This is a genomic window from Paraburkholderia sp. JPY419 (assembly GCF_050435705.1).
In the GTDB taxonomy this organism is placed as follows: Bacteria; Pseudomonadota; Gammaproteobacteria; order Burkholderiales; family Burkholderiaceae; genus Paraburkholderia; species Paraburkholderia youngii.
Window position 1 is genome coordinate 3,470,105 of record NZ_JBNDKV010000002.1, and the last position, 25,739, is coordinate 3,495,843.

At 63.5% G+C, this 25,739-nt stretch carries 22 protein-coding genes and 1 pseudogene; 18 read left to right on the top strand and 5 right to left on the bottom strand.

What is annotated here, in order from left to right:
* The first annotated feature begins 40 nt into the window (after positions 1 to 40).
* Both QFZ91_RS22130 and QFZ91_RS22135 read left to right on the top strand, forming a co-directional pair.
* A complete protein-coding gene (locus tag QFZ91_RS22130; protein WP_176124981.1) occupies positions 41 to 496 on the top strand; it encodes an NfeD family protein in 456 nt (151 codons plus the stop codon).
* Between the two features lie 147 nt (positions 497 to 643).
* Positions 644 to 1,591 carry an SPFH domain-containing protein gene (locus QFZ91_RS22135; RefSeq protein ID WP_176379224.1) on the top strand — a complete coding sequence of 316 codons (948 nt, stop codon included), beginning with the start codon at positions 644 to 646 and terminating at the stop codon, positions 1,589 to 1,591.
* Positions 1,592 to 1,693: 102 nt separating this feature from the next.
* Here QFZ91_RS22135 and smpB read toward each other — a convergent pair whose 3' ends face one another.
* Positions 1,694 to 2,140 (bottom strand): SsrA-binding protein SmpB, encoded by a 447-nt coding sequence (gene smpB, locus QFZ91_RS22140; RefSeq protein WP_013089686.1) that lies wholly within the window; start codon positions 2,138 to 2,140, stop codon positions 1,694 to 1,696.
* Between the two features lie 100 nt (positions 2,141 to 2,240).
* Here smpB and QFZ91_RS22145 point away from each other — a divergent pair, with 100 nt between their 5' ends.
* Both QFZ91_RS22145 and QFZ91_RS22150 read left to right on the top strand, forming a co-directional pair.
* On the top strand, positions 2,241 to 2,678 hold the full coding sequence (locus tag QFZ91_RS22145) for a type II toxin-antitoxin system RatA family toxin (protein WP_013089685.1): 438 nt from the start codon (positions 2,241 to 2,243) through the stop codon (positions 2,676 to 2,678).
* The gene (locus QFZ91_RS22150) at positions 2,675 to 3,007 is read left to right on the top strand and encodes an RnfH family protein (RefSeq protein ID WP_018435533.1); all 333 of its coding nucleotides are present in this window, start codon (positions 2,675 to 2,677) and stop codon (positions 3,005 to 3,007) included. The genes QFZ91_RS22145 and QFZ91_RS22150 overlap by 4 nt, the downstream gene beginning before the upstream one ends.
* Positions 3,008 to 3,077: 70 nt before the next feature.
* Here the strand turns inward: QFZ91_RS22150 and QFZ91_RS22155 are convergent, their stop codons facing one another.
* A complete protein-coding gene (locus QFZ91_RS22155) occupies positions 3,078 to 4,064 on the bottom strand; it encodes a DMT family transporter (protein WP_429568421.1) in 987 nt (328 codons plus the stop codon).
* A 98-nt stretch (positions 4,065 to 4,162) separates the two neighbouring features.
* Between QFZ91_RS22155 and QFZ91_RS22160 the strand changes: the two genes are divergently transcribed.
* From QFZ91_RS22160 to QFZ91_RS22180, 5 genes are all read left to right on the top strand, one after another.
* Entirely contained in the window at positions 4,163 to 4,309 is a 147-nt protein-coding gene (locus QFZ91_RS22160; protein ID WP_429548423.1) for a hypothetical protein, read from the top strand.
* 51 nt (positions 4,310 to 4,360) lie between these two features.
* Positions 4,361 to 5,821 carry an IMP dehydrogenase gene (guaB, locus tag QFZ91_RS22165; RefSeq protein WP_176368962.1) on the top strand — a complete coding sequence of 487 codons (1,461 nt, stop codon included), beginning with the start codon at positions 4,361 to 4,363 and terminating at the stop codon, positions 5,819 to 5,821.
* A gap of 6 nt (positions 5,822 to 5,827) precedes the next feature.
* On the top strand, positions 5,828 to 6,547 hold the full coding sequence (locus QFZ91_RS22170) for a hypothetical protein (RefSeq protein ID WP_429568422.1): 720 nt from the start codon (positions 5,828 to 5,830) through the stop codon (positions 6,545 to 6,547).
* A 215-nt stretch (positions 6,548 to 6,762) separates the two neighbouring features.
* On the top strand, positions 6,763 to 8,346 hold the full coding sequence (gene guaA / locus QFZ91_RS22175) for a glutamine-hydrolyzing GMP synthase (protein ID WP_429568423.1): 1,584 nt from the start codon (positions 6,763 to 6,765) through the stop codon (positions 8,344 to 8,346).
* 221 nt (positions 8,347 to 8,567) lie between these two features.
* Entirely contained in the window at positions 8,568 to 9,851 is a 1,284-nt protein-coding gene (locus QFZ91_RS22180) for a tyrosine-type recombinase/integrase (RefSeq protein ID WP_429568424.1), read from the top strand.
* A gap of 1,822 nt (positions 9,852 to 11,673) precedes the next feature.
* On the opposite strand, the gene QFZ91_RS22185 is transcribed toward QFZ91_RS22180, so the two are convergent.
* Entirely contained in the window at positions 11,674 to 11,943 is a 270-nt protein-coding gene (locus QFZ91_RS22185; RefSeq protein WP_368716122.1) for a DUF1488 family protein, read from the bottom strand.
* Positions 11,944 to 12,093: 150 nt separating this feature from the next.
* Positions 12,094 to 12,273: pseudogene (locus tag QFZ91_RS22190) on the bottom strand (integrase); the annotation flags it as partial.
* 260 nt (positions 12,274 to 12,533) lie between these two features.
* Here QFZ91_RS22190 and QFZ91_RS22195 point away from each other — a divergent pair.
* The 6 genes from QFZ91_RS22195 (at position 12,534) to QFZ91_RS22220 (ending at position 19,169) form a co-directional block, all read left to right on the top strand.
* Positions 12,534 to 14,177 (top strand): fatty acid--CoA ligase, encoded by a 1,644-nt coding sequence (locus QFZ91_RS22195; RefSeq protein ID WP_429568425.1) that lies wholly within the window; start codon positions 12,534 to 12,536, stop codon positions 14,175 to 14,177.
* Positions 14,178 to 14,214: 37 nt separating this feature from the next.
* Complete coding sequence (locus tag QFZ91_RS22200) at positions 14,215 to 14,679, top strand: MaoC family dehydratase (protein ID WP_429568426.1); 465 nt, start codon at positions 14,215 to 14,217, stop codon at positions 14,677 to 14,679.
* A 46-nt stretch (positions 14,680 to 14,725) separates the two neighbouring features.
* Positions 14,726 to 16,432 (top strand): alpha/beta fold hydrolase, encoded by a 1,707-nt coding sequence (locus QFZ91_RS22205; protein ID WP_429568427.1) that lies wholly within the window; start codon positions 14,726 to 14,728, stop codon positions 16,430 to 16,432.
* Positions 16,433 to 16,497: 65 nt separating this feature from the next.
* Positions 16,498 to 16,920, top strand: coding sequence for a TIGR01841 family phasin (gene phaP / locus QFZ91_RS22210; RefSeq protein WP_176365821.1), 423 nt, complete (start codon positions 16,498 to 16,500; stop codon positions 16,918 to 16,920).
* Positions 16,921 to 16,998: 78 nt separating this feature from the next.
* Positions 16,999 to 17,850, top strand: coding sequence for a poly(3-hydroxyalkanoate) depolymerase (gene phaZ / locus QFZ91_RS22215; protein WP_429568671.1), 852 nt, complete (start codon positions 16,999 to 17,001; stop codon positions 17,848 to 17,850).
* Positions 17,847 to 19,169: a DUF445 domain-containing protein gene (locus QFZ91_RS22220; protein ID WP_429568428.1), complete on the top strand. Its 1,323-nt coding sequence runs from the start codon at positions 17,847 to 17,849 to the stop codon at positions 19,167 to 19,169. Before phaZ ends, QFZ91_RS22220 begins: the two co-directional genes overlap by 4 nt.
* Positions 19,170 to 19,181: 12 nt before the next feature.
* Here the strand turns inward: QFZ91_RS22220 and QFZ91_RS22225 are convergent, their stop codons facing one another.
* Positions 19,182 to 21,950 carry a LuxR C-terminal-related transcriptional regulator gene (locus tag QFZ91_RS22225; protein ID WP_429568429.1) on the bottom strand — a complete coding sequence of 923 codons (2,769 nt, stop codon included), beginning with the start codon at positions 21,948 to 21,950 and terminating at the stop codon, positions 19,182 to 19,184.
* Between the two features lie 266 nt (positions 21,951 to 22,216).
* Between QFZ91_RS22225 and QFZ91_RS22230 the strand changes: the two genes are divergently transcribed.
* From QFZ91_RS22230 to QFZ91_RS22240, 3 genes are read left to right on the top strand one after another with little or no spacing between them, the layout of a single operon-like run.
* Positions 22,217 to 22,966: an electron transfer flavoprotein subunit beta/FixA family protein gene (locus QFZ91_RS22230; protein ID WP_429568430.1), complete on the top strand. Its 750-nt coding sequence runs from the start codon at positions 22,217 to 22,219 to the stop codon at positions 22,964 to 22,966.
* Between the two features lie 24 nt (positions 22,967 to 22,990).
* Positions 22,991 to 23,938 (top strand): electron transfer flavoprotein subunit alpha/FixB family protein, encoded by a 948-nt coding sequence (locus tag QFZ91_RS22235; protein WP_429568431.1) that lies wholly within the window; start codon positions 22,991 to 22,993, stop codon positions 23,936 to 23,938.
* A 14-nt stretch (positions 23,939 to 23,952) separates the two neighbouring features.
* A complete protein-coding gene (locus QFZ91_RS22240; protein WP_429568432.1) occupies positions 23,953 to 25,737 on the top strand; it encodes an acyl-CoA dehydrogenase C-terminal domain-containing protein in 1,785 nt (594 codons plus the stop codon).
* Positions 25,738 to 25,739: the final 2 nt, after the last annotated feature.

Here is a 25,739-nt window from a genome sequence, read left to right on the forward strand (position 1 = left end):
CCCCGGTAGATCCGGGGTGTTTTGCTTTATGGAGGTCGACGTGGCGCCTGGTGGACTGTTCTGGTGGATCGGGGCGGGTGTGCTTGTCGTGCTGGAGCTGATGAGCGGCACCTTCTATCTGTTGATGATCGCGTTCGGCTTCGTCGCGGCCGCGCTTGCGCGCATTGCCGGCGCCGGGCCCGATCTGCAGTTCGTGGTGGCGGCGCTGGTCGCGCTTGCGGCGGTCGTGGCGCTCAGACGCTCGCGCTTTGCCCGTCGCAGGCGCGAGCAGGCGTCGCGCAATCCCGATGTCAATCTGGACATCGGGCAGACGTTGAACGTGCCGGCCTGGCAGGGCCGCAAAGCACGCGCGACCTATCGTGGCGCCGCATGGGACGTCGAGCTGGCCGCGGGCGAGCCTGAAGACGCACAGGTCTACGAGATCAGGGAGTTGCGCGGTAGTTGTCTGGTCGTCGTCGCGAGCCGGCAGCCGAAGGCGCGCGCGAGCGCGACCTGACGATCTGAACCCGAGTGTTGGGTGCGGTGTTCGCCACACGCGCTCATCGATGTCCCTTCACAAAGTGAAGCACCAGAGCCTAATCTGAACACGCAGGCCCGACCAACCTGCGCACAACAATTCGAAGCAGAAGCGGAGGGTAGCGATATGGATTCAACCATCGTCGGGGCAGTGCTGCTGATCGTCGTGATCGTGCTCGCGTCGCAGACCATCAAGATCGTGCCGCAGCAGCATGCGTGGGTGCTCGAGCGCCTCGGCCGCTATCACGCGACGCTGACGCCGGGGCTGAGCTTCGCGTTTCCGTTCGTCGATCGGGTCGCGTACAAGCACGTGCTGAAGGAAATTCCGCTCGAAGTGCCGAGTCAAGTCTGTATCACGCGCGACAACACGCAACTTCAGGTCGACGGTGTGCTGTATTTCCAGGTCACCGATCCGATGAAGGCATCGTACGGATCGAGCAACTTCGTGTTCGCGATCACGCAGTTGTCGCAGACCACGCTGCGCTCGGTCATCGGCAAGCTGGAGCTCGACCGGACTTTCGAAGAGCGCGATTTCATCAATCACAGCATCGTGTCCGCGCTCGACGAGGCGGCCTCTAACTGGGGCGTAAAAGTGCTGCGCTATGAGATCAAGGATTTGACGCCGCCGAAGGAAATCCTTCACGCAATGCAGGCGCAGATCACCGCCGAGCGCGAGAAGCGCGCGCTGATCGCGGCCTCGGAAGGGCGCAAGCAGGAGCAGATCAATATCGCGTCGGGCGGCCGCGAGGCGGCGATCCAGACGTCCGAAGGCGAGCGGCAGGCGGCGATCAACCAGGCGCAGGGCCAGGCCGCGGCGATTCTGGCGGTGGCCGAGGCGAACGCGCAGGCGATCCAGAAGATCGCCGCGGCGATCCAACTGAACGGCGGCATGGACGCGGTCAATCTGAAGGTGGCCGAACAGTATGTGAACGCGTTTTCGAACCTCGCGAAGCAGGGCACGACACTGATCGTGCCGGGCGACATGTCGAACATTAGTTCGATGATCGCGTCTGCGCTGACGATCGTGAACAAGGGAAGGGCGGCAGCGGAGCCGCCGCGAAGCGACCTGCGCTGACGAACTCAGCAATCGGCGCGCAATGAGCGCGTGACAAAAAGCAAATGGCCCGCACATCGATGTGCGGGCCATTTTTCTGCGTGAGCCGCAAACGAATGGCGCTTACGTCGGCGAGCGCATCAAACGCGCCTTCTCGCGCTCCCAGTCGCGCTTCTTCTCAGTCTCGCGCTTGTCGTGCATCTTCTTGCCCTTTGCGAGGCCGATCTCGCATTTGACGCGACCGTTCTTGTAGTGAAAATTCAGCGGCACGAGCGTGTAGCCGCGCTGCTCGACCTTGCCGATCAGCTTGCTGATTTCCTCGCTATGCAGCAGCAGCTTGCGCGTGCGCACCGGATCGGGATGGATGTGCGTCGACGCTTCGGGCAGCGGGCTGATGTGCGTGCCGATCAGAAACAACTCGCCGTTGCGGATCACCACGTAGCCTTCCTTGATCTGGCCGCGCCCCGCGCGCAACGCCTTGACCTCCCATCCTTCGAGCACGAGGCCGGCCTCATAGCGTTCCTCGACCGAATAGTCGTAGAAGGCTTTTCTGTTGTCGATGATGCTCATGAATGGAAAGTGCCCAACTCGTTTAAAATTACGATTTTAGCAAAGCGGGACAAGGAAAGCCCGCCGCGCTCATCCACCCTTGCCACGCGCTGTTCAATTTATGGCAGATGTCCAGAAAACCGTGTTGATTCGCCATTCGGCGGAACAGATGTTCGACCTCGTCACCGACGTCGACGATTACCCCAACTTCCTGCCATGGTGCGGCGGCATCGAAATTCGTCACCGGGACGACACCAGCATGGAGGCGCGGATCGATATCAACTTCAAGGGCATCAAGCAGCATTTCGCCACGCGCAACTCGATGGAGCGCCCCACGCGCATCGACATGGAATTCGCCGACGGTCCGTTTCGCAAGTTCACCGGTTTCTGGCGCTTCACGCCGCTGCGCGCGGATGCGTGCAAGATCGAATTCGCGCTGCACTACGAGTTCACCAGCATCCTGCTCGAGAAGATCATCGGGCCGGTGTTCAATCACATCGCCAATACCTTCGTCGAATCTTTCGTGAAGCGCGCCAATCAGCGCTATGGTCAGGCATGAGCGCGCGGCTAACGGTTGAGGTCTGCTATGCGCTCGCCGGCGAGCAGGCGTTGATTGCGGTCGAGTTGCCCGCGGGCGCGACGCTGAAGCAGGCGATCGACGCAAGCGGGATTCTGCAGCGTTTTCCGTCTATCGATCTGAACACGCAGAAGGTGGGTGTGTTCGGCAAGCTCAAGCCGCTCGATACGGTGCTGGCCGACCATGATCGCGTCGAGATTTACCGGCCTTTATTGGTCGATCCGAAGGTGTCGCGCCAACGGCGCGTCGAAAAGACGCGCAAGGCTGGGTCGATCGAGGGGCGGCGCTGGTTGAACAAGGATTCGCGCTAGGCGGCGCGAGTCGGCGGGGCGGTGAATTTTTTCGCCCGCCGCCCGTGTCACATCATCACGTCACATCACCTCAAGGCGCCGCCGTTTGCGCCGTCTCGTCCATGCCCTCGATGCGCGCCGTACCCGACGAATCTTCGTCCGAATGTCGGCGCACCGACCACCAGACCCCCGCCACCAGCAGCAGGATCGCCGCGAGTTCGAGCGGGCGCGGCAGGCGCTCGTCGTAAATGAACGCGTAGAGCAGCGCGAATAGCGTCTCGAACACGATCATCTGGCCGGACAGCGTCAGCGGCAGCCGTTTTGCCGCGGCATTCCACAGACCGTTGCCGAGCCACGACGCGCCGATCGCGAGCACCAGGTTGAGCAGCCAGAACGTGTGCCAGCGGGCATCGGCCAGCTGGCCCTGCTGGCCGCCGGCCGGCAGCACCGCGACCACCAGCCACAACGCGCCGCCGAGCGCGCCCGTCACGACGCCCCACAGCACCGACCACTCGTTGCCGCTGAAATGCGTCTGACGCTGCAGGTAGCGGGCGTTTTCAACCGCGAACCAGCTCCAGCAAAGGAGCGCACCCACCGCGCAGGCGACGCCGAGCAAGCGCGTCGCGATGCTCACCGGCGCCGCACCGGCCACCGTAAACACGTCGATATTGATGCACACGATGCCCGCCATCACGGTCGCGAGCGGCCATGCGAGGCGCGCGAGCGGCACGGCGCCGTGATCGCGCCGGCCCATCAGCGTGACGGTGACTGGCAGCACGCCGACGATCAGCGAGGCCGGCGCGATCCCGATCAGGTGCACGGCGGCCGTCAGCAGCAGGTAATAGACGATGTTGCCGGCCAGCGCGAGCTTGACGAGCGCGATCAGGTCCTCGCGGCTCAGCCGTTTGGCGAGCGAGCGCGCGATTGGCAACGCCGCGGCGAGCGACACCACGCCGTACATCGAATAGCGGCCGGCGACGAGCAGCAGAGGGGAGAAGTCGGGCAGCACCCGCGGCACCAGAAACACCATGCCCCACAAGGCTCCGGCCATGACCCCATATATGACACCGCGCTGCATCGACTGCCCCTGCTGGATAAACTGGAATGGGCGGCAGAATAGCGGGTTCGCGGACGGGGCGTCTTGTTCGATCCTGCATTCGCGTCGCTCGATCGCCAATGGCCGCCGGCCAAGGGTCCAGCGTTTGCCTGCGAACGCGCAAACGAAACCCGATCGAACTCGACGCGAAAAGCGAAGCGAAATCGGCGCGTGCCGGAGCGGTAAAAAATCGTCTGAAATTCGCTAAGCTGCTGTTCGCGCAGTGAAAACCGGGGTGGTATCGCGTATAATTCGCTTTTGCGCCTATAGGATTTGCCATGCGTCTGATCCAAACAGCACTCACGTTCGATGACGTGCTCCTCGTCCCGGCCTTCTCCGATGTTCTGCCGCGCGACACCAGCCTCAAGACCCGGCTGACCCGCAACATCTCCCTGAACATGCCGCTCGTGTCCGCCGCGATGGACACGGTCACCGAAGCACGTCTGGCGATCGCCATGGCGCAAATGGGCGGCGTCGGCATCATCCACAAGAACCTCACGCCGGCCGAGCAGGCGCGTGAAGTCGCCAAGGTCAAGCGTTTCGAGTCGGGCGTCGTGCGCGACCCGATCACCGTGCCGCCGCAAATGAAAGTGCGCGACGTGATCGCACTGTCGCGCCAGCATGGCATTTCGGGCTTCCCGGTCGTCGAGGGTGCGCAGCTCGTCGGTATCGTGACGAACCGCGACCTGCGCTTCGAAGAGCGTCTGGACGAGCCGGTGCGCAACATCATGACGCCGCGCGAACGCCTCGTCACCGTCAAGGAAGGCACGCCGCTCGCCGAGGCGAAGGCGCTGATGCACAGCCACCGCCTCGAGCGCGTGCTGGTCGTCAACGACTCGTTCGAGCTGCGCGGCCTGATGACCGTCAAGGACATCACCAAGCAGACCGAACATCCGGACGCGTGCAAGGACGAGCACGGCAAGCTGCGCGCGGGCGCGGCGGTCGGCGTCGGCGCGGACAACGAAGAGCGCGTCGAACTGCTCGTGCAGGCCGGTGTCGACGTGATCGTCGTCGATACCGCGCATGGCCACAGCAAGGGCGTGCTCGAGCGCGTCAAGTGGGTCAAGCAGAACTTCCCGCACGTCGAGGTGATCGGCGGCAACATCGCGACCGCCGCGGCTGCCAAGGCGCTCGTCGAATACGGCGCGGACGGCGTCAAGGTCGGTATCGGCCCGGGCTCGATCTGCACGACGCGAATCGTCGCCGGCGTCGGCGTGCCGCAGGTCACCGCGATCTCCAACGTGTCCGAAGCGCTGAACGGCACCGGCGTGCCTGTCATCGCCGACGGCGGCGTGCGCTTCTCGGGCGACGTCAGCAAGGCGCTCGCGGCGGGCGCGAGCGCGGTCATGATGGGCAGCATGTTCGCCGGCACCGAAGAGTCGCCGGGCGAAGTGTTCCTGTTCCAGGGCCGCCAGTACAAGTCGTACCGCGGCATGGGCTCCGTCGGCGCGATGAAGGACGGCGCCGCGGACCGCTACTTCCAGGACAACTCAGCGAACATCGACAAGCTGGTGCCGGAAGGCATCGAAGGCCGCGTCGCGTACAAGGGTTCGGTCAACGCGATCCTGTTCCAGCTGATCGGCGGCGTGCGCGCGAGCATGGGCTACTGCGGTTGCCGCACCATCGCCGAAATGAACGAGAAGGCCGAGTTCGTGCAAATCACCGGCGCGGGCCTGCGCGAGTCGCATGTGCATGACGTGCAAATCACCAAGGAAGCGCCCAACTACCACGTGGACTAAACGCCCATGAAGCCACTGCTGCGCGTTGTACTGATCCTCGATGCGTTGGTGTTGCTGGCGTTCGGCCTGCTGTTCGTGCTGACGCCGTGGACCTCACTGTACGACGCGCTGCAACTGGTGCCAACGGAGCCGATGCTGGTCGGCCAGGCGTTCGGCGTCGCGCTGATCGGGCTCGCATGGCTCGCGCTGCATGCGTCGTTCGACGGGGCGCTGACTTCGACGGTCGCGAAGGTGGTCGGTCATGTGCACTGGCTGATCGGCGTGCTGATGCTGGTCTGGCTGCTGGGGCTGCATACGCCGTCGCTGACTGGCTTCGGGCAGATGGTGGCGGTGCTGGCCGGTGTCGCGCTGGTGGTGGTCGGGCTTGGCGGCGTGCGACTGTCGGGTGTGGTGGGGCGGCGCGAGAAGGGGGGCGTGGTTAAGTCCTCGTCGAGCAAGGCCGACAGCCGGGCTGATAGGCGTGCCGCGAAAGAAGCCGAAAAGGATGCCGTACAGAAGCGCGAGCCACGTGCCTCAGCGGGCTTTCCGATCTATCAGGCCGAGCCGGTGCCAGAGCCCGTCGTGCCGGTCACGCGACCCGTCAATCCGGCTGGCGCGGCTCCCGTTGCCACTGCCGCGCCGCTTGGTCCGGCTGCAAGCGAGCCTGGCCTGAGCGAATCCGAACGCGCCGCGCGCGACACCAGCAACGACGTGCCCGGCGCACCGCGCCCGCCGTTTCATGGCTGAAGCGCCGCGCGCCAGGCCGTTTGCCGAAGCTACCCGGTTTCGTTCGCGCGCATCGCAGGCGGCAAGTTCCGTCATTGGTCGCGCCTTTGTGCTTCATCGTAATGTTTGCTGTCCGCGCCGCGCCGAGACCGTCGCCGCGTGGACCGCTTTGAATTCATCGCCGCGCCTCGTGCGCGGCATTCCGTATCCGCTCACTTCTGATTCCGTCCGCTGCCATGCATGACAAGATCCTGATTCTCGACTTCGGTTCGCAAGTCACCCAACTGATTGCACGTCGCGTTCGCGAAGCCAACGTGTATTCGGAAATCCATCCGTACGACGTCGACGCGTCGTTCATCCGCGACTTCGCGCCGAAGGGCGTGATTCTGTCTGGCGGCCCGAGCTCGGTCACCGAGGAAGACACGCCGCGCGTGCCGCAAGCCGTATTCGAACTCGGCGTGCCGGTGCTCGGCATCTGCTACGGCATGCAGGCGATGGCGCAGCAGCTCGGCGGCAAGGTCGACATCGGCCATCTGCGCGAATTCGGCTACGCCGAAGTGCGCGCGCGCAACCATACGAGCCTGCTCGAAGGCATCAGCGACTTCACCACGGCCGAAGGCCACGGCATGCTCAAGGTGTGGATGAGCCATGGCGACAAGGTGCTGGAAATGCCGCCGGGCTTCGCGTTGATGGCATCGACGGAATCGTGCCCGATCGCCGCGATGGCCGACGAACAGCGCCGCTTCTACGGCCTGCAATGGCATCCGGAAGTCACGCACACGGTGCAGGGCCGCGCGATGCTCGAGCGCTTCGTGCTGCAGATCTGCGGCGCGAAGGCCGATTGGGAAATGGGCCACTACATCGACGAAGCCGTCGCGAAGATTCGCGAGCAGGTCGGTAACGAGCACGTCATTCTGGGCTTGTCGGGCGGCGTGGATTCGTCGGTGGCGGCGGCGCTGCTGCATCGCGCGATCGGCGATCAGCTGACCTGCGTGTTCGTCGATCACGGCCTCTTGCGCCTGAACGAAGCCGAGCAGGTGATGGCGCTGTTCGCCGATCACCTCGGCGTGAAGGTGATTCACGTCGACGCGAGCGAAGCATTCCTCGGCAAGCTCGCGGGCGTGACCGATCCGGAAGCGAAGCGCAAGATCATCGGCGCGGAGTTCGTCGAAGTGTTTCAGGCCGAAGCCGGCAAACTGACCGACGCGAAATGGCTGGCGCAAGGCACGATCTATCCGGACGTGATCGAATCGGCGGGCAAGGGCAAGAAGGCCGCGCAAACCATCAAGAGCCACCATAACGTCGGTGGTCTGCCGGAGACGCTGAACCTGAAGCTGCTCGAGCCGCTGCGCGAGCTGTTCAAGGACGAAGTGCGCGAGCTTGGCGTGAAGCTCGGTCTGCCGCACTCGATGGTGTATCGCCATCCGTTCCCGGGCCCGGGTCTGGGCGTGCGGATTCTCGGCGAAGTGAAGCGCGATTTCGCGGACCTGCTGCGCCGCGCGGACGCGATTTTCATCGAGACGCTGCGCAACACGATCGACAAGGAAACCGGCAAGTCGTGGTACGACCTGACGAGCCAGGCGTTCGCGGTGTTCCTGCCGGTGAAGAGCGTCGGCGTGATGGGCGATGGCCGCACCTACGAGTACGTCGTCGCGCTGCGCGCGGTGCAAACGCTCGACTTCATGACCGCGCATTGGGCGCATCTGCCGCATGAACTGCTTGGGCATGTGTCGAACCGGATCATCAACGAAGTGCGCGGGATCAACCGGGTTGTCTATGACGTCTCGGGCAAGCCGCCTGCGACGATCGAGTGGGAATGATTTAGACTGCTCCCAAGTCGTTCCGGGAGTTCCGGTTTTCCCTGTTTCTCCTTTAAAAACAGATGGTTGCTGTCCGACGTGATCCGCGGTGATCCGGACAGTGCCCGAAGGAATTGTCGGTACTGTTGACGGTATTGAGATTCCCTCATCGGACGGCCTCGTCCGATACCGTCACGACAGTGTGACGGTATCGGCTGACGGTACACGTTCGAGGAGTTCTTATGCTCACCGACCTGCAGTTGCGAGCATTAAAGCCTGCCGAAAAAATCTATAAGGTCACCGATCAACGGGGGCTATATGCGGCGGTGATGCCGTCAGGCGCGGTGAGCTTCCGGTACGACTACCGGGTAAACGGTCGTCGGGAAACCCTGGTTATCGGCCGATACGATCCATCACTTTCTGCGCGAAAAGTACGCAAGCCAGGCGAGCTCGAATTTGGAATGGCGGTCAGCCTCCCGGAAGCCAGGCTACTGCGCGACCACGCTTACGGAAGCGTCCAGCACGGACAAAGTCCGTCACGTGCGAAAGTCGAGCGGCGGGTCGAGGCGGCCGAGGCGCTGACGTTTGGAAAATGGGCGGGGAAATACTTTGCTGAGATCGCCCTTGCGGATTCCACAAGGGCGATGCGTAAATCAGTGTACGACCGCAATCTCGCGTCGGAGTTTGGGCGACTGAAGTTGGAAGAGATCACGCCCGCACGACTGATGGCGCGCTGCGAAAAAATCAAGGAGCGCGGAGCGGCTGCACAAGCGGTTCACGCGAGGGAAATCGTACTGCAGGTTTTCCGGTTCATTGAGGCTCGGGGAATTAAGGTCGACAATCCTGCGGTCCCAATTCGTCCAAGCGCTATTGCGACGTTCAAGGCGCGTGACAGGGCACTGAGTCCGGAGGAGATACACATATTCTTCAATGCGTTGGATCAGACTGCTACGACACCGACGTTGCGGCTCGCCATTAAATTCATGCTGTTGACCCTTGTGCGCAAATCAGAGTTCATCGACGCGACATGGGATGAGGTGGACTTCAAGACGGCTACCTGGACCATTCCCAAGGAGCGCATGAAGGCGAGGCGTCCTCATCACGTCTACCTTAGCGAACAAGCGCTAGACATCCTGGTTGCGTTCAAGACATGTTTTGGCTCGAGCTTGTACCTGCATCCCGGACGGTATGAAACTGCGTCGCCGATCAGTGCGGCTACGCTGAACCGGGTCATTGACAGTACGGTGAAGCTGATCTGTGCTAGGGGTGAAGTATTTGAGCCGCTCACTGTGCATGATCTGCGCCGCACGGCTAGCACACATCTCCACGAAGCCGGTTTCAACTCGGACTGGATCGAGAAGTGCCTCGCCCATGAGCAGCGTGGCGTTCGCGCAATTTACAACAAAGCCGAATATGCAGAGCAGAGAAGGGTGATGCTACAAGCTTGGGCCGATATGCTGGATCGTTGGATCAAAGATGGGGCGTGTGCGACCTTTACTGCGTTGAGGGCCGAGGGTGTGGCTTAGTTTGCCAGATATCTCATGGCGATAGATAGGACTACAACAGGCATAACTTGGGTTAGCGTGCACGCGGATTGCCTCAGTCCCTATCTCGGTAAGCGCATACGGCGCGTTTCGTGTGTGCTGACTGGCTACGTAGTCGGTCCGTCGCGCGGTATGACCATCACTTCCTGACGAATCGTTTCAACAGTCGTCGTTGGTGGAAATGTCGCGTCACAAACAGTTCGTTATGCATAGTGATAACAGGCGTTGGTTAGGTGGGAGCAGGAGAGGACTCGAATCGAACGGGTAGTCTTCTGACAAGTCGCAAGAAAGTTACGCTCGGTCACAGCGGTATATGCACTTGTATACGCAAAAAGCCTAGGACTGCAGCGGCTCATTATCGCTTGCGTGGAACGATTCCGATATTTCGCTTGCGACGAGCTCACCCTCAGTTTTCCGAAGATTGAATCACTAAGCTAGCGAATAGCCTTATCGAAGTTAGGCCGCAGCGGCTTTCGGCCTCTAGGTAGTGCGAACTGAATCTCTGCCACGTTGCTTGCTTGTGATAGGAAGGATTATTTTCATAGTCTCCTTGCGCTGCAAATGTCGCGATCGAAAAGGGCGAAAGACACTGGATCTCTACGCCAGATTCGCCTTGGACGGCGACGCGGCCCGCCATACGCGTCGTGCCATACCTTGAAGACGTCTGTGGCAACAACCTCTTCGAGGCTTTTGACGGGCCGCTCCGAGCGCACCGCGAATCGACCGTGGAACGCACCAACCACATGATTCGCTTCGAACGCACACGACCAGCGAATTCCGCGTAACGAGCGTGAAGGCAACCCTTTGCCTCCGGCAGACAGTCGTTCACCACGTCGTGGACCTCGAGTTCAATATGGGTGTGTACGCAATTCAGGACGCCCCCCATCATTCGTTGCATCAGCATGGCGGCTGATGTTGGTGAGCGCCTGCTGCACGATGCAGAAAACCGAGGTGCGCGGTCATCGCTCCGCCAAGGGCCACGACCCTCCAGGCGGAACGTGCAAACCGTTGCATTGTGTCGTGTGAAGTCAAGGACGAGGACGCGTCCCAGCGTCTTCCTTGGTCGAGCGAACGACCGGAAGCTGACCGAATCCGACACCAGAGCGTCACGTCGACGACACCAACGAATGACTGTCGGGGCTCCGCGTGGTACAGCCATAGGCTGTGCGTTTTTTGTACTGATCTATGTTAAAGGCAGATAGCGCCGGTAAAGCGCACAGGTAGAGTTCATGTGACGGTCGCTGTTGCCGCTACGGCTACCGCCGATCACACATCTTTCAGACACGCGAAAGGCGAAAATCTGGCAATTTCGAGCACCGGGAGGCGGCGGCGCGTCGCAGCCAGTCAATCACCCTTGTGCTCGATGACGACCCTTAGCCGCCCATCGCATGCAGTGCGATCCCGGTCCGCTGCGACGTATCCATAAACACCGTGGAGGTTTCGTCACGATCGCAGGTGTTGCTTCCCTCGAGCGCGTCGGCCGTTGCGTCTGAAGAGCGAGGGTGCTGAGCGCATCGGGGCCCGTCTTTGAACGTGTTCCGCTCACGACGCGACTAACGGTCATGCACGCCCGCCATCCCACTCGGAGCTTCGCCCAAAAACCAGCTGGCAAGAGATCGCCACGCCGGATTGCCGTCGCAACGCGAGGCACTTGATTCGCGCACCTGCTGTCACGCCCCGATGAAAAGGGGTTTTCGGGTAAGCCGCGAATCCACCGCTCAGCCAACTTCCGGCGAAATGCACGCGCGGTGGGAGTCAATTCTGGGGCGAGCCGAAGATTGCCCCTGAGTCGAAAAAAGGAGTCTCAGGGGCGCGAGAAATCGTCCGGCGTCAGCTGAAGTGGTGCCGCGGGATGGGCGAGCAGTTTACGTTCGGCGATCGCCCGGATGCGGCCGTACCCATTGCGAAAGGTTTTGAGGATGCGCTCGTCGTCCGCACGTGCCTCGAGCCAGAAATACGCTTCCAGCGCAGTTTTCGTGACAATGCATTCGACCGGGCGGTTCTGGAAGACGAGAGAAAATGTCACGCCAAGGCGACTGGCGAGCACCTGCGGTTCAAGTTCGACGGTTTCCATGGTTGGAAAGGACTGCGCTTCTGACCGGATCACGAGGATTTTTGCACAGGTTATGCGTCTCGGGTCTGGGCGAAGCGGGCGTGCTCATGTGATGGCGCGTCGCTTCGAACTGCGTGGAAGCCGTGGTTCTCAGCGCCGGTTGCGTCCTCGCTACCGGCGTCTGTCGGAAATAAAAGCCTCCCCGATCTGTCGGGCCAGTTTCACGTCATCACTGTGCAGATAGATCGACGTCGTCGATACCCACGCGTTCCGCAGATTGTCCCGCACGGTGGTCAGTTCCACACCGCGCCCGAGCGCATGCGTCGCGTGGGTGTGGCGCATCCAGTGCGGGTGGCGCAAGGCACCAACAATTTCGGCTACAACGCACGCGGGTGCCGCAAGCACAGCGGCACGTCTGCGCACGCGTCCCCCGTGGGACGCCCTCGTCCGCCCCTTTCCTTTCTCGCCTCAACCCTCGCTCCCCCGTTCAGGGGATGTTCCGCCCCCTTGTCTGAGCCGAAGATGACGTCATTCGGGATGTCACTGTCCACCAAGTAGTACGACAAATCTGTGCCAGCCCGCCATCCACTTTCAGACTCAAGGAGAGATTTATGCAGGACGACGCGCAGAAAGCGGCGACTTCGGCCCATGGCTATCCGCTGTTGATCAAGCAACTGCTGCATACGCCATGCGTTCAGGCGCTGGACCAGGAGATCGTCTACCGCGGGCAACTGCGGATGACCTATTCGACGCTTCGTGAGCGCATCTCGCGCCTCGCCAGCGGCCTGAAGGGGCTCGGCGTGCAGCATGGCACCACGGTCGCTGTGATGGACTGGGACAGCCATCGCTATCTGGAGTGCTACTTCGCCGTGCCGATGATGGGCGCCGTGCTGCAGACGGTCAATGTGCGTCTTTCGCCCGATGAAATCGCGTACACGATCGACCATGCCGGCGCCGAGGTGCTGCTCGTGCACACCGACTTTCTGCCGGTCGTCGAATCGATCAAGGACAAGCTCGAGAACGTGCACACCTTCGTCTATATCGACGAGCCGGACAGTGTGGCCGCCGCACATTCGATCGACTTCGTGGCGGAATACGAAGCGATGCTGGCGCAGAGCGAAGCGCACTACGACTTTCCCGACTTCGACGAGAACACCCGCGCCACGACGTTCTACACGACGGGCACGACCGGCCTGCCGAAAGGCGTCTACTTTTCGCATCGTCAACTCGTGCTGCATACGCTCACGCTGATGGCGGCGCTGGCGAGTCCCGTGTCCGGTCAGCGCTTCCATCGCGGCGACGTGTACATGCCGCTCACGCCGATGTTCCATGTGCACGCGTGGGGCATGCCCTATATCGCGACGGTCATGGGCGTGAAGCAGGTTTATCCGGGCCGCTACATGCCGGACCGCCTGCTGCACCTGGTGCGCGACGAAGGCGTCACGTTCTCGCACTGCGTGAGCACGATTTTGCACATGCTGCTCAACAACGCCGAGTCCGAGTCGGTCGACTTGAGCAAGTGGAAGATCGTGATTGGCGGCGGAGCCTTGCCGCAGGGCCTTGCGCGCAGCGCCCTCGAACGCGGCATTGACATCTTTGCCGGCTACGGCATGTCCGAGACGGGCCCCGTGCTGAGCCTCGCACAACTGCCGATGGGCAGCGAGGCGCTCGATCTCGACGAGCAGGTGCGTCTGCGCTGCAAGACGGGCTTCCCGGTTCCGCTCGTCGATCTGCGCATCGTCGACGAGGAGATGAACGACCTCCCGCGCGACGGCAAGGCCAGTGGCGAGATCGTCGTGCGCACCCCCTGGCTCACGCAGGGCTACTTGAAGAATCCCGAGGCATCGGAGCAGCTCTGGGCCGGCGGCTATCTGCATACGCAGGACATCGCCAATATCGACCCGACCGGCAATCTGCAGATTACCGACCGCATCAAGGATGTGATCAAGTCGGGCGGCGAGTGGGTGTCGTCACTCGAGATTGAAAGCCTGATTTCGCTGCATTCCGCGGCGGCCGAAGTGGCGGTCATCGGCATCAAGGACGAGAAGTGGGGCGAGCGCCCGGTGGCGCTCGTAGTGCTCAAACCCGGCGCCAAAGCGAGCGCGGACGAGATCAAGCAGCACGTCATGACGTTCGCCACGTCAGGCCACATCTCGAAGTACGCAGTGCCGCAAATCGTCAAGTTCGTCGATGCCTTGAAGAAGACGAGCGTCGGGAAAATCGACAAGAAATGGCTGCGCGAGCAGTTCGCCTGACACGTCATTCACCAAGGAACAAAAAGGAGTATTCGCAATGAGCATCAAGGGATACAGCATCGCAACGATCGACGACTTCGTGGGCCGCGAGCTGGGCGTATCGGAATGGGTCGTCGTCGATCAGGCACGCATTGACGCATTTGCACACTGCACGGGCGACCGGCAATGGATTCACGTGGACGTCGAGCGCGCCAGACGCGAGAGTCCGTTTGGCGGCACGATCGCGCACGGCTATCTGACGCTTTCGCTGCTGGCCGCGCTCGCCATGGAGATCGGCCTGATTCCGGAAGACGCGTCGGCGGGCCTGAACTATGGGCTGGACAAGGTGCGCTTCATGACGCCGGTGAAGGCGGGCGCCCGGGTGCGCAACCGCGTGAGCCTGGTGTCGGTGGAGAAGAAGGGCGGCGGGCGCATCATCGTCAAGACGATGAACGAACTGCAGATCGAAGGCGAAGGCAAGCCCGCGCTGGTCGCCGAAACCCTCGCGATGCTCGTGGCGTAATTCGGGCGTTCAGGGACGCACCATGCGTCGGATAAGGAGCAGGAAAATGGCTGCAACCCCGAAAGACAATTCGCATAACGAACAGATCGACGATATCTCGGCGTCGGCAACGGAAGGCATGCTCGGCCCCAATCCGTTTGTCGGGCTGCGGCCGTGCGATATCCTGGCCACGGCGCAGCAGATCGGCGCGCAGGCCGTGCGGCAGCCCGCGCTGCTGGTCGAACAGGAAGCGGCGCTCGTGCGTAATCTGCTGGCCGTGCTGGGCGGCAATGCGAAAAGCACGCCGCCCGCAGGCGACAAGCGTTTCGCCGACCCTGCGTGGCAGGACAACACGTGGTATCGCATGGCGCTGCAGGGCTATCTGGTATGGCGCGACGCGCTGAGCGGGTTTGTCGACCGCTCTGCACTGGACCCGAAGAGCAAGGAACGCGCGCAATTCGTGATGTCGCTCTTCACCGATGCGCTTTCGCCAACGAACACGCTGCTCGGCAACCCGGCTGCGCTCAAGAAGGTCGTCGATTCGGGCGGCGCGAGCCTGATTGGTGGCCTGAAGAACGCCATGTTCGACATGCTGAAGAATCAGGGCATGCCCGCTCAGGTGGACAAGAGCGCCTTCGAGGTGGGCAAGAACCTCGGCACTTCGCCGGGCGCGGTGGTGTTTCGCAACGAAGTGCTGGAGCTGATTCAGTACAAGCCGGCCACGGAGCAGGTCTATGGCCGCCCGCAATTGATCGTGCCGCCGCAGATCAACAAGTTCTACGTGTTCGACCTCTCTGAAGGGAAGAGCATGGTCGACTACCTCGTGAAGAACGAGTTCCAGGTGTTCGCGGTGAGTTGGCGCAATCCCACGGCAGCCCAGAGCCACTGGGACATGGATACCTACGTCTCTGCGCTGCTGGAAGCGATCGAAGCGGTGCGCGACATCACCGGCAGCGAAGACGTGAACCTGCACGGTGCATGTTCCGGCGCGATGACGATCTCGGCGCTGCTCGGCCATCTCGCGAGCCGCGGCGAAAATACGGTCAACGCCACCACGCTGATGGTCGCCGTGCTGGACAGCACCGCCGATTCCCAGCTTGGCCTCTTCTGCACGCCCGAAGCGATCGCGGCGGCCAAGCAGAACAGCCTTGCGCGCGGCGTGCTCGCGGGCGAGGAGATGGGGCGCGTGTTCGCGTGGATGCGGCCCAACGATCTGGTGTGGAATTACTGGGTCAACAATTACCTGCTGGGCAAGGCGCCGCCCGCGTTCGACATCCTCTACTGGAACAACGATACGACCCGCTTGCCCGCGCGCTTTCACGGCCAGCTGCTCGACATTTTCACGGGCAACCTGTTCAGCAAGCGCCACGCGCTTACGGTGCTCGATACGCCGATCGATCTCTCCGATGTCACGTGCGACACCTACGTGGTGGCGGGCATGACGGATCACATCACACCGTGGAAGGGTGTTTACAACACGGCGCGGACGTTCGGCGGCAAGACGCGCTTCGTGCTCAGCTCGAGCGGTCATATCCAGAGCCTGATCAACCCGCCGGGCAATCCGAAGGCGAAGTACTTCATGAACCCGGAACTGCCTGCGGAGGCGGATGCGTGGCTCGCAAGCGCCACGCCCGAAAAGGACTCGTGGTGGGGCAACTGGCGCGAGTGGCTGGCCAGCCGCTCGGGCGAGCGCCGCAGCGCGCCGGCATCGCTCGGCAACGAGCGTCACGCTGCGCTCGCCGACGCACCGGGAACGTACGTGACCGAGGCCTGATATACGACCCGTCGTTCTTACGCTGTGCATTGTTTTTTCAACGTAGTACTAATGGAGCTTTAATCGTGGAATCTACCAATCCGACTCATCTTTTCGCCGAATACACGAAGGTTCTCGGCCAGTTCAAGCTGCCGGGTGTCGATGTGGCCGCTATTCTCGAATCGCGCCGCAAGGACATCGAGGCGCTGGCCCAGGCCAACAGCGCGGCGCTCGCGGGCGTGCAGTCGCTTGGTCTGAAGCAGGCCGAGATCCTGCGCACGACCATGACCGAGCTGCAATCGCTCGTGGCGAAGCTGGGCGCGCAAGGCGCGGCGCCCGGTGCGAATGCCGGCGAAGTCGTGCAGCAGGCGCTGCATAAGGCGCTCGTCGACATGCAGGAACTCGCGGATACGGCTTACCGTGCGCAGTCGGACAGCATCGCGGTCGTGACGAAGCGTGTGGCCGAGCACGTCGAGGAGCTGAAGGCGCTCCTGCAGCCGAAGAAGTAAGAGGGTACGGCGATGCAAAACGCCGATGTTTCCAATGACGCGCCCCGCAGCGAGACACCCGTGCAAGAGGTCGAGCAGATGAGAGCAGCGGCTTGCAGTCCCGATTCGAGCGGTGGCTCGGCCAGCATGCAGATCCAGACCGTCGACATTGACGGTCAGGTCCTGCGCGTGGGCGTCCGTCACGGCAGCGACGCTTCCCCGCCGCTGCTCCTCTTCAACGGCATCGGCGCGAATCTCGAGCTGGTGGAGCCGTTCGTCGAGGCGCTGGGGGACGTGGGCGTCGTCATCTTCGACGTGCCCGGTGTCGGCGGGTCGCCCGTGCCGCTCGTGCCGTACCGCTTCTCGACGCTTTCCGTGCTTGCGGACAAGCTCCTGACGCGGCTCGGCTACGACGGTCCGGTCGATGTGCTCGGGGTCTCGTGGGGCGGGGCGCTCGCCCAGCAGTTCGCGCGTCTCTACCCCACGCGTTGCCGCAGGCTCATTCTTGCGGCGACGTCGCCGGGCGTCATCATGGTGCCGGCGCGGCTCTCGGTGCTCGCGAAGATGATCGGACCGCGCCGCTACACCGACCGCAGCTATATGAAGCAGGTGGGCGCCGAAATTTATGGCGGTGCTTACCGGCGCGATCCCAGGTTGCTGGAGGAGCATAGCCGGCATATCCATCCGCCGCGCGGCCGCGGCTACCTCTATCAGCTGCTGGCCGCGTCCGGCTGGACCAGCTTGCCGTGGCTCGGTGCGCTGCGTCAGCCCACGCTCGTGATGCACGGCAACGACGACCCCGTCGTGCCGCTGACCAACGCGAAAATCCTGGCGGCCCGCATCCGCAACTCGACGCTCTACGTGATCGACGACGGTCACCTGTTCCTGATCGCGCGTGCGAAGGAAGTCGCGCCCGTAGTGCGCCGTTTCCTGCGCGAGGAACTGGCGTGAACGAGTCAATCAGCGAACAAGTCAGCGCGATGACCGACGGCGACGAAAGCCCGCTGAATGCGGCTGACCGGGCGCTGGCAGCACGCAAGACGCGGCGTCTCAAACGCATGCAGCGCACCGCGACAAGTCTGCTCGCGGTCGTGTTCGCGGTGCTGCTCGCATGCGTTTTCCTGCAGGCGAAATATCCGTGGCTGGCCGGGCTTCCCTGGCTCAGGGCATTCGCTGAAGCCGGCACGGTGGGTGCCATCGCCGACTGGTATGCGGTGGTCGCGCTGTTCCGGCGGCCGTTCGGCCTGCCGGTTCCGCATAGCGCGATCATTCCACAAAACCAGCAGCGCATTGCGGAGAGCCTCGGCAAGTTCGTCGAGGCCAATTTCCTTGCGCCCGAGCTCATCACAGGCCGCCTGAGCGGTCATAACGCCGCGCAGGCGCTGGCCCTGTGGCTCGCCGAGCCGCGCAATAGCCGCGCCGTCGGCGATGTGGTGGCCGACTCGCTGCCGCGCCTGCTGAACGGCATCGACGACACACAGGTCGACCAATTCTTCGAGCGCGTGGCCATGCCGCAACTGCGCACGCTCGACGTTTCCCGCGCCATCGGCGAAGTCCTCGAGGTCCTGACCGAAGGCAATCATCATCAGCCGCTGCTGGACCGGGGGCTGGCAGGACTGGAGCAATGGCTCGCCGCCAACGTGGACCTCATCAAGGCCAAGTTCAGCGAAGCGTCGCGCTACACGCCCGCGCCGCTCGACGCGTATATCGTGAGGAAGTTCGTCGAGGGCATCGTCGCACTGCTGCATGAAGTGGCGGCGAGCCGGGAGCACGCGCTTCGACACCAGTTTGACGCAGCGGTGCAGGACCTGATCGTCCAGTTACAGCGTTCGCCCGTGTACCGGCGTTTTGGCCGGTCGCTGATGCGCGACTGTCTCCGCCATTTCAGAAACGAGGCCTATGCACAGCGCTTGCTGGACCACGTGCGCGCGCGCGTGATCGCCGATGTCGAACGTGACGATTCCATCGTGCGCGGCGCGCTGGCAGGCGTGCTCGCAACGCTCGGCAAGAGCGTGAGCGAGGAGAGCGCGATCCAGCACAAGCTCAACGCGTGGTGGCTGGAACTGGCGCGCGAGCTGGTGGTGCGCTATCGCCATCGACTCTCGGCGCTGATCACCGACGTCGTGAAGGGCTGGAACGCGCGGGAGGTCAGCGGCAAGATCGAGGCGGAGATCGGCCACGATCTGCAATACGTGCGGATCAACGGCACGCTGGTGGACGGGATGGTCGGCGTGCTGCTGCATGGGCTCGCGCTCGTGATCGTGAGGTGACGCCGGTGCGATTCAGACGGTCCCCACCAGTCCCAGCGATTGTGCCCGCGCCACCGCCTGCGCGCGCTTGTCCACCGAGAGCTTTACGAAGATGCTCTTCACGTGCGACTTGACGGTCTCCGGCGCGATGCCGAGCGTGCGTGCGATTTCCTTGTTCGACTGGCCGTGCGCAATCAGCCCGATGATGTCGCGCTCGCGTGCACTGAGCGCCTCGCGCTCCGCATTGCGCGCCCGCGTGTCGCCTGGCTGGTACAGTGCGCGGCTGCCGTCCAGCAGACGATCGACGTAGGCCAGCAGCGCCTTCGCTTGCGCCTCGCCGCGCAGCGCGTCGCGCACGGCCTGTAGCAACGGCACGATCTGCGGCCCCTGATCGACGATGGACTGGTAGAGCCCCGCGGGCGCCGCGGCCTTCAAGACTTGGCGGAAGGTCTCGACGGCCCGCGCGCGCTCGCCTGCCGCCATCCAGACGAGCGCGAGCACCGTGCGCAGGCGCAGCGCGAGATAGCAGCCGTGCCGGCACTCGATGGCTTGCAGCGAGGCCGTCAATGTGTCGGCGGCGTCCTGCGTGCGGCCCTGTTCCATCGCGAGATACGCGCGCGCGAGCCCACGGTAGGTGGCGATCTCGGGAGCCGCGGACGTTGCGGCAGCGCTGGCCGCATCCGCGAGCCGGTCGAGCTGCGCCACGCTGGCCGCGGCTTCCACGATGCGGCCTTCGGCGAGGTTGAGCCGCGTGCGTTCGACGAGGGCGCCGGCGCTCAGGCGGTCCCATTTGCGCGCGTAGGCCAATGCCTGCGCCCGATCGATCAACGCATAGGCCTGCACGGTTTCCGAACGCGCCCCGGCGGTGCGGATCAGCATCCGGTAGGCCATCAGGGCGCTGTCGAGCAGCACGGCCGCGTCGATCACGGGCATCAGGTCGCTCACCAGCGCCTCGGCTTCGTCCAGCCGGCCTTGCTCGTAGCGCAGCTGCCCGATCATCGGCGCGACCTGTGCGACGGCGATGGACTTTGGGCCGGCATGCTGCTCCGCGAGCCGCATGGCTCCCTGAAAATAGCGCTCGGCCAGCGGGAAATGCAGTTGCTGCATCTCCACGTGGCCCAGCAGCGTGAGCCGGTAGACCGACGCGAACATGTTGCGCGAATCTTCCTCGATCGAATACGGAACCCATGGCACCGCGTAGAGCGCTTCCAGATTGCCCGTTTTCCAGTGCGCGAAGCGCACGACGTTGGAGGCCACGTTGGTGGTCCAGATATCGGTCGATGGCCGCTCGAGGCAGGTTTGCGCAAGCGCGAGGCACGCGTGCGCGTCGTCCTGAAGGGCGGCCACGACGGAGCGGATTGCCTGGCATTCCCAATGAACTGGCGCGGAATCGGTCGATGCATCGGCGCCCGACGCATCGGCGTCTTTCTCGATCGTGTCGAGCATGGCGAGCGCTTCGTCGAAGCGCATGGCGAGCGCCATGCCCCAGGCGATAGCGAGCGTGACCTTGATCTGCGAGCGCATCAGGTGCGCCGGGAACTGCCGCTGCCAGCCGAGCAGCGTGAGCAGGTCGCCTTTCGTCACCAGCGCCATGGCGCAGCGGCCGATCAGCGAGACCGCCTCTTCCGTATCTCCCGCGGCGATGGCATGCCTGACCGCGTCGGTCCATTGCGCCTCCTGCGCGTACCACTGGCAGGCGCGGCGATGCAGGTCGGCGACCTCGTCGCGGTGCTGCGTTTGCAGGCGACGGTGCAGGTATTCGCCCATCAGATGATGGAAGCGGAACCAGCTGCCGTCGAGATCGAGCGGTTCGAGCAGCAACTGGCGCGCGGCGATCGACTCCAGCATGGCCTGGCTCGTCCTGACGCCGGTGAGCGCCTCGCACAGCGGCGCGCTCAGCCGCTCGAGTATCGAGGTGCGCAGCATGAACTCGACCATGCCGCCCGGCAGGCGCTTGACCATGTCCTCCAGATAAGCCGCAAACGGGCGCGATGCGCCCGAGGCCGGCGCGACCTCCGCATACGGCTTATGAGCGGCGCGCGCCAGCACCGATGCGGAAATGCGCAATGCGGCGGCCCATCCCTCGGTGCGGGTAAAGAGCGACTTGATGCTGGATGGATGCAGCTTGCCCGGGCATTCGTGCTCGACAAAGCTTCGCGTTTCGTCGAAGTCGAAGCGCAACGTGGAGGCGTCGAGCTCCAGCAGGCTGTTGCGGGCTCGCAGGCGGCCGAGCGGCAGCGGTGGGTCGGTGCGGGTGCAGATCACCACGTGGACGTGCGACGGCGCGTTTTCGACCAGAAACGATACCGCGTCGTGGATGGCCGGCAGGCTGATCAGATGGAAGTCGTCGAGGAAGATGCAGACCTCGTCGGCGACCTCGACGAGCTCGTTGATGAGCGTCGAGACGATCGCCTGCGCGGGCACCAGCGACGCCGCTGTCGTGAGCCCGATGGCCGACGCGCCGACGTTGTCGCACGCCTGCTGCAGGGCCTGCGCGAGGTGATAGAGGAAGCGCGCGGGCTCGTCGTCTTCGCTGTCGAGCGACAGCCACGCCACCAGTACACCCTCCCTGCGCAAGCGCTCGAGCCAGGTCAGCGCAAGCGAGGTCTTGCCGAAGCCCGCCGGGGCCTTGATGACGGTGAGACGTTTGTTCTCGGCCTCCCCGGCGAGACAGACAAGGCGCGGACGGTCAATCAGGCCCGCGGGAAGCCGGGGCGGATAGATCTTCGTCGCGAGCAAAAGTGGAGGTCTGGCCGCGAATGCCCCTCCAGTCACCGCTCCTGACGCTTCGGTCACGTGCATGGGCTGCTCCGTGTCAGCGGGTTCGCCCCGGCTGCGTCCCCTTTTTTTCGATGGGTCACCCCTGTATGGGGGATATTGCACCGCGTCAGCCTGAGAGACCATGGCATCTAATGAAGCGGACGGAAAAATGATAGCCCAACTGATACGAACCTGGTGCGGTTGAGCGCGACGAATTACGTTGCAGCGCACAAGGCCTCAGCTTGGGAAGCAGGGAGAACAGTTCGTTCTCCGGACCATTTGGATGATCTAAAGGAGCGGAGCAGGCAATGAAAGTACTTGTACCGGTCAAGCGCGTCGTCGATGCAAACGTGAGAGTGCGCGTGAAAGCCGACGGCAGCGGTGCGGATGTCGCAAACGTGAAGTTCTCGATGAACCCCTTCGACGAGATCAGCGTGGAGGAGGCCGTTCGCCTGAAAGATGCCGGCGCCGCGACGGAAGTGGTCGCCGTGTCCTGCGGCGTGCAGGGCTGCCAGGAAACGCTGCGTACGGCGATGGCGACGGGCGCCGACCGCGGCATCCTCGTCGAAACCGATGTGGAGCTGCAGCCGCTCGCCGTCGCCAGGCTTCTGAAGGCGCTGGTGGACAAGGAGCAGCCGCAGCTGGTGATGCTCGGCAAGCAGGCCATCGACGACGACGCGAACCAGGTCGGCCAGATGCTGGCTGCGCTGCTCGACTGGCCGCAGGCGACGTTCGCCTCGAAGGTGGAAATCGGCGACGGCAAGGCTGTCGTGACGCGCGAGATCGACGGCGGGCTGGAGACGATCGAGGTCGACCTACCCGCGGTCATTACCACCGATCTTCGTCTGAATACGCCGCGCTACGCGAGCCTGCCCAACATCATGAAAGCGAAGAAGAAGCCGCTCGACGTGGTGAAGCCCGACGCGCTGGGCGTGGACGTCGCGCCGCGACTGCAAACACTGAAGGTCACCGAACCGCCGAAGCGCGAACCCGGCGTGCGCGTGGCCGACGCCGCGGAACTCGTGGCGAAGCTGCGCAGCGTGGCCCAAGTGATCTGATACGCCAAGGAAAAGGAAACAGAAATGACAGTCCTCATCATTGCAGAGCACGACAATCAGGTGCTCAAGGCAGCGACTCTGAACGCCGTGACCGCCGCCGCGCGTCTCTCAGACGACATCCATGTGCTCGTGGCCGGTTCGCAATGCGCGAACGTGGCCGAACAGGCGGCGCGCGTTGCCGGCGTGACCCGCGTACGCGTGGCCGATGCTGCCCATTACGGCCACGCGCTGGCCGAAAATCTCGCGGCGCTCGTCGTGAAGGTCGCGCCTGAATATAGCCACGTGCTCGCGCCAGCCACCACGACCGCAAAGAACGTGATGCCCCGCGTCGCCGCGCTGCTCGATGTCGTGCAAGTCTCGGACATCATCGCCGTCGAATCCGTCGATACGTTCGTGCGCCCCATCTACGCGGGCAACATTCTCGCGACCGTGCGCAGCGCCGACCGCATCAAGGTCATTACCGTGCGTACGACGGCCTTCGACGCCGCGAGCACGCAAGGCGGCGGCGCTGCCGTCGAACCGCTGGAGCCGGCGCCTGAAATGCCCGGTGCCCGTTTCGTGAGCCAGCAACTGACACGCTCCGAGCGGCCGGAGCTGACCGCTGCGCGACGCGTGGTTTCAGGCGGACGCGGGATGGCGTCCGGAGAGAACTTTGCGCTGCTCGAAGATATCGCCGGCAAGCTTGGCGCAGCGGTGGGCGCTTCGCGCGCGGCGGTCGACGCGGGGTTCGTGCCCAACGACTATCAGGTGGGGCAGACCGGCAAGGTGATCGCGCCGCAACTCTACGTCGCGGTGGGCATTTCGGGGGCGATCCAGCATCTGGCCGGCATGAAGGACTCGAAGGTAATCGTTGCGATCAACAAGGATGAGGAAGCGCCGATTTTCCAGGTCTGCGATTACTGGATCGTCGGCGACCTTTTCAAGGTGCTGCCCGAACTCTCGCACGAACTGGACAAACTGCAGCAAGGCTGACGAAGGAGCCGACCATGACGACCTATATTGCCCCCCTGCGCGACATGCGCTTTGTGATGAACGAACTGGCTGGCCTCGAGGCGATCGCGGCATTGCCCGGTTTCGATGACGTCTCGCCGGAGCTCGCCGATGCCGTGCTCGACGAGGCGGCGAAGTTTGCGACCGAAGTGCTTGATCCCCTCAACAAGCCCGGGGACGCGCAGGGTGCGCGCCTGACCGGGCATGGTGTGGCTGCTGCCGACGGATTCGCGCGTGCCTATGAGCAGTATGTTTCGGGCGGCTGGTGCGGCCTCGCCGGAGACCCGGAATTCGGCGGACAGGGCTTGCCTGAACTGATGCATGCAGCCGCGGTGGAGATGTGGAATTCATCGAACATGGCATTCGCGCTGTGCCCGATGCTCACGGCGGGCGCAACGGAGGCGATCCGCCTGCACGGTTCGCAGACGCTGAAGGAGCGCTATTTGCCGAATCTCGTGAGCGGCGAATGGACCGGCACGATGAACCTGACCGAGCCACAAGCCGGCTCGGACCTCGCGGCGGTGCGAACGAAAGCCGTGCCTGAGGGGGAGCACTATCGTATCCACGGCCAGAAGATCTTCATCACGTGGGGCGATCACGACATGACCGGCAACGTGATCCACCTCGTGCTCGCGCGCCTGCCTGACGCGCCCGAAGGCGTGCGCGGCATCTCGCTCTTCCTCGTACCAAAGTTCCTGCTGAACGACGACGGCACGCCCGGCGCCAACAACGACGTGCGCTGCATCTCTCTTGAGCACAAGCTCGGCATTCATGCGAGCCCGACTTGCGTGATGAGCTTCGGCGAAAACGGCGGCGCGATCGGTTACCGGGTCGGCCAGGAGAACAAGGGCCTGGCGCACATGTTCACGATGATGAACGAAGCGCGCCAGAAGGTGGGTATCCAGGGCCTCGCGATGGCGGAGCGCGCCTGGCAGCAGGCCCGCGAATACGCGAAGGAACGCGTGCAGGGGCGCCTCGCGAGCGGCAAGTCGCCCAACGCGGTGGCGATCGTGCATCACCCGGACGTGCGCCGCATGCTGATGACGATGAAGGCGCAGGTCGAAGCGATGCGGGCCTTTGCCTACGTGATGGCAAGCGACATGGATCGTGCGCACCGGCATCCCGACGGCGACGAGCGTGCGGGTCACCAGGCTCGCATCGATCTGCTGATTCCGGTGCTCAAGGGCTGGTGTACCGAACTGGGTGTCGAGATCGCGTCGATGGGAGTGCAGGTGCATGGCGGCATGGGCTACATCGAAGAAACGGGCGCTTGCCAGTTCCTGCGCGATGCGCGGATCGCGACGATCTACGAAGGCACGACCGGCATTCAGGCGGCAGATCTGGCCGGCCGCAAGCTGGCGGCCGATGGCGGCGCGGCAATGGCAGCGCTGATTGCACAGCTGAGCGAAGTCCTGCCCGCACTGGAGCGCAACGCCGATGCGCAAGTCGTATCGATCGGCACGCGTTTTGCCGCGGCCGTGCAGGTACTCGAAGACGCTACCGCCTGGATGCTGGGCGCGTTCGCCAAAGACGCCGACGAAGCACTCGGCAGTTCGGCGGATTACCTGATGCTCGTGGGCTATGTGTGCGGCGGCTGGCAGATGGCGCGCGCGGCGGCGGTGGCGTCGCAGAAGCTGGCGGCGCAGGAAGATCCGGAGTTCTATCAAGCCAAGCTCGCCACCGCACGGTTCTACGCGGAAAAGATCCTGCCCAAAGCGTCTGCGTTGCTGGAGGCGATCAAGGCCGGCACATCTGGCGCGGTCGTCATCGAACAGCTGTAAAG